Source organism: Bartonella sp. CL70QHWL, from assembly GCF_042194855.1.
Taxonomy (GTDB): domain Bacteria; phylum Pseudomonadota; class Alphaproteobacteria; order Rhizobiales; family Rhizobiaceae; genus Bartonella.
The window spans coordinates 1-5,523 of the sequence record NZ_JBHINJ010000039.1; the positions used below are offsets into that span (position 1 = coordinate 1).

The 5,523-nt window shown below is 33.3% G+C and carries 5 protein-coding genes and 1 tRNA gene; 5 read left to right on the forward strand and 1 reads right to left on the reverse strand.

What is annotated here, in order from left to right; genetic code table 11:
* The first annotated feature begins 39 nt into the window (after positions 1–39).
* From ACFIJZ_RS09100 to ACFIJZ_RS09115, 4 genes are all read left to right on the forward strand, one after another.
* Entirely contained in the window at positions 40–267 is a 228-nt protein-coding gene (locus ACFIJZ_RS09100; RefSeq protein WP_375631806.1) for a hypothetical protein, read from the forward strand.
* A gap of 131 nt (positions 268–398) precedes the next feature.
* The gene (locus tag ACFIJZ_RS09105) at positions 399–611 is read left to right on the forward strand and encodes a hypothetical protein (RefSeq protein WP_375631807.1); all 213 of its coding nucleotides are present in this window, start codon (positions 399–401) and stop codon (positions 609–611) included.
* Between the two features lie 266 nt (positions 612–877).
* Complete coding sequence (locus ACFIJZ_RS09110; protein WP_375631809.1) at positions 878–1,636, forward strand: hypothetical protein; 759 nt, start codon at positions 878–880, stop codon at positions 1,634–1,636.
* A gap of 132 nt (positions 1,637–1,768) precedes the next feature.
* Positions 1,769–2,920 carry a hypothetical protein gene (locus ACFIJZ_RS09115; protein ID WP_375631811.1) on the forward strand — a complete coding sequence of 384 codons (1,152 nt, stop codon included), beginning with the start codon at positions 1,769–1,771 and terminating at the stop codon, positions 2,918–2,920.
* 107 nt (positions 2,921–3,027) lie between these two features.
* Here ACFIJZ_RS09115 and ACFIJZ_RS09120 read toward each other — a convergent pair whose 3' ends face one another.
* Entirely contained in the window at positions 3,028–4,185 is a 1,158-nt protein-coding gene (locus ACFIJZ_RS09120; protein ID WP_375631813.1) for a tyrosine-type recombinase/integrase, read from the reverse strand.
* A 1,102-nt stretch (positions 4,186–5,287) separates the two neighbouring features.
* On the opposite strand from ACFIJZ_RS09120, the gene ACFIJZ_RS09125 reads away from it, so the two are divergent.
* Positions 5,288–5,377 (forward strand) — tRNA-Ser (locus tag ACFIJZ_RS09125).
* The last annotated feature ends 146 nt before the right edge of the window (positions 5,378–5,523 follow it).

Genomic DNA, 5,523 nt, shown 5'->3' on the forward strand with positions numbered 1-5,523 from the left:
TATTTTCTTTGTTGCTAAACGCTTTCAGGAGCATCGTCTATGATCTTATGGATGAAAAGAAATCTGATGCTAACAGGCGCGGCTTTAGCTGCTTTTTTTATGATTTTAGCAAGAGCTTTTATTCTTGGGAAAAAAGCAGAGCAACAAAAGCAAACAGAAAAAGCTTTAAAAGCAGCCACAACCCGTCTTGAGGTAGAAAATGAAATTAATCAAAAAAGTGATGCTGATGTGCGTACTGCTCTCTCTGATTGGTTGCGCGACAAATAAATATACTTCTTCTTGTATTGGTTGGTTGCCAATTTATTTAAGCCGGCAAGATCTGAACGCCATCAGTTCAAACTTAGCAAGAGAGATTTTAAAGCACAATAATCTAGGTGAACGCGTGTGTGGGTGGAAACATGGCTAGAAAAAAAACACAAGACGATACAGAACTTACAGAAGCAGAAAAAGAAATCCTTCAAGAAATCATCATGACCTACAAAAGTATAAAAGTGATGTCTCGTTATACAAAATGGATTGTACTCATTATACTCTTATTAGCGCTTGATTTTTCACGTATTATGGATGCGTTTGTAAGTATTTTTACACAAAAACCAAATATCCGGCTCTAAACATACTTTGAGACGCGCGAAATTCTTTAGAAAATGGATTCTTAATTTTGCTCGTCTCATGGAGGTGATAGACAATATCTTCGCCCATTTAAAACAGTGGATTTCAAAGAATTAATCTTTGAATTAATTGTTTCATGAATTTAAAGCTTCTAATAAACTATATTTGATATGAAGAGCTTCGAAATTTTAATCCTTTAAGGATGAAGAGGAAGTCAAATCTTTGTAAAACGACACAATTGATTGTCTTTTATAGATTAGAGTGGATAATGAAAACAAATTTAAGTGGCCGCGTAAGAAATACATCTTTACCAGAAAATCATGCTCTACTGCCTCTTTTTGAAGCAGTTGTAAATTCTATTCATTCCATTGAAGAAATAGGAAATGATTTTTCCTCACGCTACATTATAGTTTCAGTCATAAGATCGAAGCAAGCTTCACTACCACTTGAAAAAGATACTGAAAAACGAAACAAAACACAAATTATAGGTTTTAAAGTAATCGATAATGGTACAGGCTTTAATGATCATAATTTTCAATCATTTGAAACTTTAGACTCAGATCATAAAATAAAAAAAGGTTGCCATGGTATAGGACGACTTTTATGGCTTAAAGCTTTTGATAATATAAAAATCCGGAGTATTTATGAAACAGATAGAGGATTAAAAGGGCGTGAATTCTTATTCGACGCTGTTCAAGGTATAAAAGCATTACACGAATTTCAAGATAATTGTATAAAGAGAGAAACTGTTGTTGAGTTAACAGGTTTACAACAAAAATATAAAAATCATATTCCTAAAAAATTACAATCTATCGCAAAAGCACTCTTAGAACATTGTCTCTGGTATTTTGCAAGAACCGGTAGTTGTCCCTCTATAACTATTGAAGATGACTCAGAAAAGATATTATTGAATGATCTATATGAACAATGCATGCATGGAGCCATTTTTAATGAAAAAATAATAATAGAAAAGTATAACTTTTCTATTATGCATATTAAATTTAGGTCCTTACCTTTAGAAAACTAGGCTTTATATTTTTGTGCAGCCAACAGAGTTATCACAAAAGAGGGATTATCTCATAACGTTCCTGGTATTCATGCAAAACTGCAAGATGATATAGGTGAATTTATCTACTCTTGCTACGTAAGCTCTCCTTTTTTGGATGAAAGAGTACGTGCTGAAAGAATAGGCTTTGATATTCAAGAAAATACTGAAGGGGTACTAGAGAAGATAGAGATATCATTTGATAAAATACGGAAAGCTGTAGTCCCTAGTATTCAAAAATACTTAGATAAAGAATTAAAGCAAAACATTCAAAACAGTAAGAAAATAATTGAAAAATTCGTAGCTGAAAAAGCACCACGTTACCGTACAGTTCTAAAACATTTAACTGAAAATGACTACATAGCTTCTCCCTCAAGCTCTGACCAAAGCTTAGAGCTTCTCCTTCATAAACATCTTACTAAATTAGAAGAAAAGGCTTTAAAAGAAGGTCATGATATTTTGCAAGCTGAACAAAACGCAAATTATGAAGAATACTTAAATAAAGTTAGCGCATATGTAGAAACTGTAAATGATCTTAATCGCTCTGATCTAATAGGTTACTTATGCCACAGAAAAGTTATCTTAGATCTTCTAGAAAAGGCTTTAAAGAAAAGCGATAAAGGCTACGCTAAAGAAAATGTTATTCACAAACTCATAATGCCAATGAAGTGTGATTCCAATGACATTTCTATGGATAATTGTAATTTATGGTTAATAGATGAAAAGTTAGTTTTTCATGATTATTTAGCTTCTGACATCTCATTGAAAGAAATGCCTATTACAGGTTCTACAGAAGATAAAAGACCTGATATATGTGCCTTAAATGTATATGACAACCCTATATACGACAATCCTATTTTAATATCAGACGAACAGCCTATGCAATTGGCATCTCTTTTTATAATAGAAATTAAACGCCCAATGAGAGATGATGCACAATCAGGAGATAAAACAGATCCTATTAAACAAGTGTTTGATTATCTAGATAAAATTAGAATAGGTAAAGTAAAAACATTCGATGGTCGTCCTATAAAAGACTCTCTTGATATACCTGGTTATTGTTATATTATCTGTGATTTAACTGATAGTATAAGGAAATGTTGCAAAAACTCGAATTTAAGAATAACAGGTGATAACATGGGGTATTTTGGATATAACGAAAATTATAAAGCTTATATAGAAGTGATTTCATTTGACAAGCTTGTAGATAATGCCAAGAAAAGACATCGGTTATTTTTCGATAAGATGAATTTGCCAATAAAATGATTTATCCCCTCCCCGCTTTTAAAGCGGGGAAAAAGAGATTATATCGTAATCTATCCGCTAATCGTTTAAGTGTTTCTTAGATACCTGACTCGACAATAGACATATTATCAAGCCTCTCCTGATATAAATGCAGCCCACTGTTCCAAGAGAACACGTCGTTGTTCCAAAAAATCCGTTCGCATATAAGCTTTTGTCACTGAACTTCCAACTGAATGGGCAAGAACAGTTTCGGCAATCTCAAATGGTGTTGACGTTGTTTCTGCTATCCAATCCCGTAAGCTTGAACGAAAACCATGGGGACGATAAGTCAAACCACAAACTGTCATATACTTTGCCATGGTGGCATCAGAAATTGGCTTGCCCGTAAGACCAGAAAAGAGGAAACCATTCTTTTCAAAGGGGAGAGTTTTTTCAATAACTCTCAAAGCTTCATCACTCAGTGGCACACGAAAGTCTGAAACTTTTCCTACAATACCTTTCATGTTTTCTTTTGGTATCGTCCATATATTTTTGTCAACTTGTTCAAGGCGCAAATAGCGCAATGAATATGACCGTGCTCCCGTCAAAATAAGTAACTTCAATGCTAAATTTGAAAGGATCTTATCATCTAAGCTTTGATAAAATGCCGGAACCTCTTGCCATGGCATAGCAGGAATATTTGTTGAAGTCGTACGTGGTTTTCCTAAAAGCGCGCGTGCCTTCATACAAGCCTGTAGATCAACATCTAAACCAAGAGCCGCTGCATATTTCAAGCAAATATTGATACGGTTAAGCGCTTTTCGCGCTGTGTCTGCTTTTTCATGCCAAAGGGGTGCTAGAACATTGCGAATGATATTGGCTGTTAATTTTTCTATAGGTAATTTGCCTATGTGTGGAATCACGTGCAACTCTAGTGGAGAAAACCAGCGGCCGTTTTTACCTTCATTTTTCAACTCTGCTTTTTTGCTTTCAAAAGCCGCTTTTGCAATTTCTTGAAAAATATTGCTTTGCTGTTTTAAAATAGTCTGTTCTCGAAAGACAATAGGATCATTGCCTTCTTTAAGAATATCACTATAATATCTTGCAAGCTCACGCGCTTCTTTTAAAGAGAGTTTCGTAACAGGACCAAGTCCCATTTCACGGCGCTTATTATGGTGCGTATAGCGAAAAAACCAAGAGCGTGTATTGTCTTTTCGAACATTCAACCATAGCCCTGCCCCATCACAATATTTTCCTTGTAGAGAGGACTTTACAAGTAATGCTGATAACCGATGAATTGCCCTCACTTAACGTCCCCTCTCGTCCACCTTTTCAAGCATTGCTCGTCCACCTTTTTTGGTCCACCTTTTAGACCACCTTTAATTTCTGATTTGAGATTGTTCCTTTAATACTTAATTTTTTTATTGAATCATAAAAAGCTATAGACATCAATACGCCCTTATACATCTTTATATACTTTGAATCTTGTTGCTAAAGCCTGATTCGCTCTCTGGGGGCACCATTTTTTATTTTACACATGTTTGTAAATGAATCGGCTTTTAAAACCTTGTCTGTTAAAGTTTATGCTTTCTGCTTCTGCATAATTTAGCATTTTTAAGTTCTATTCTTGAAAAACTATGTAATACCTTAACAAATTATCTATTGATCTAAGTGTATTGCTCAATAATTTTTTCTTCCATTCAAATTAACTTTTTGCTTATCCCACAGAAAAAGCATTATAAATATACCTAATTTCCAGTCATATCTAGAAGAAATTTTAAACTATCGATGCAAATCTTACATAAAATTTTATTCAAATAGTGCAAATCAGCCATTCCCTCCAAGGTACTCTTTAGACGCACTAAATATCTGAATATTTTTATTTAAAAAATTAAAATCTTTTAAAGAGCTTTCTTATTGAATTATACTTAATTTAAACTCAATAAAAACTTTCCTTGAATATATATGTCATTCTTACAAATTTATCTCTCATAAACTGTTAGAGTAATAACATTTTCTTTTCGCCAATATGAACGATCTAAATAAAATAAATATCTGGAAAGGTAAAATAATTCAAAAATACACGACCGGAATTTAATATAATTTATCAAACATTTTCAACTAAACATTTCTTATTATTACGAAAACGATTGTTAGAACTTTAAAAAAATATTGCTTTATAAAAAACTTTTAAACAGGAAAAAAATGATAAATATCATAATTACCTTTCATTTTTTCAGAAAAAACTACCATGTTTAGAAATGAAACTCTTAGATAACACACTCAAAGAATTAACTTATGAAAAATTATTTTAATTGAAACTTAAATAGTTTTACAAAGAACGCTTTAAAATGCGTATTAAAATGATTGACCTTTTACAAGAAATTTGTCAAAAAGCATATCTAGTTTGGAGGGGTGGCCGAGCGGTTTAAGGCACCGGTCTTGAAAACCGGCGTGCAGGAGACTGTACCGTGGGTTCGAATCCCACCCCCTCCGCCACAGCACTTTTATGGTGCTATAATTTTTTGATTCTGTGTAATTGTAGTGTAGCTTGTGTAGCTTGCCAGCTGTAGCTTGCCAGTGGGTTTTGTATATTTTGACACTAGGTTTTGTACCAATTTATTTTTTTTAAAGAGTTTTAAAGA

What these genes read in the sequence shown, in the direction of transcription:
- ACFIJZ_RS09100 (WP_375631806.1), top strand. Translation starts at nt 40, where the DNA reads ATGATCTTATGGATGAAAAGAAATCTGATGCTAACAGGCGCGGCTTTA.
- ACFIJZ_RS09105 (WP_375631807.1), top strand. Translation starts at nt 399, where the DNA reads ATGGCTAGAAAAAAAACACAAGACGATACAGAACTTACAGAAGCAGAA.
- ACFIJZ_RS09110 (WP_375631809.1), top strand. Translation starts at nt 878, where the DNA reads ATGAAAACAAATTTAAGTGGCCGCGTAAGAAATACATCTTTACCAGAA.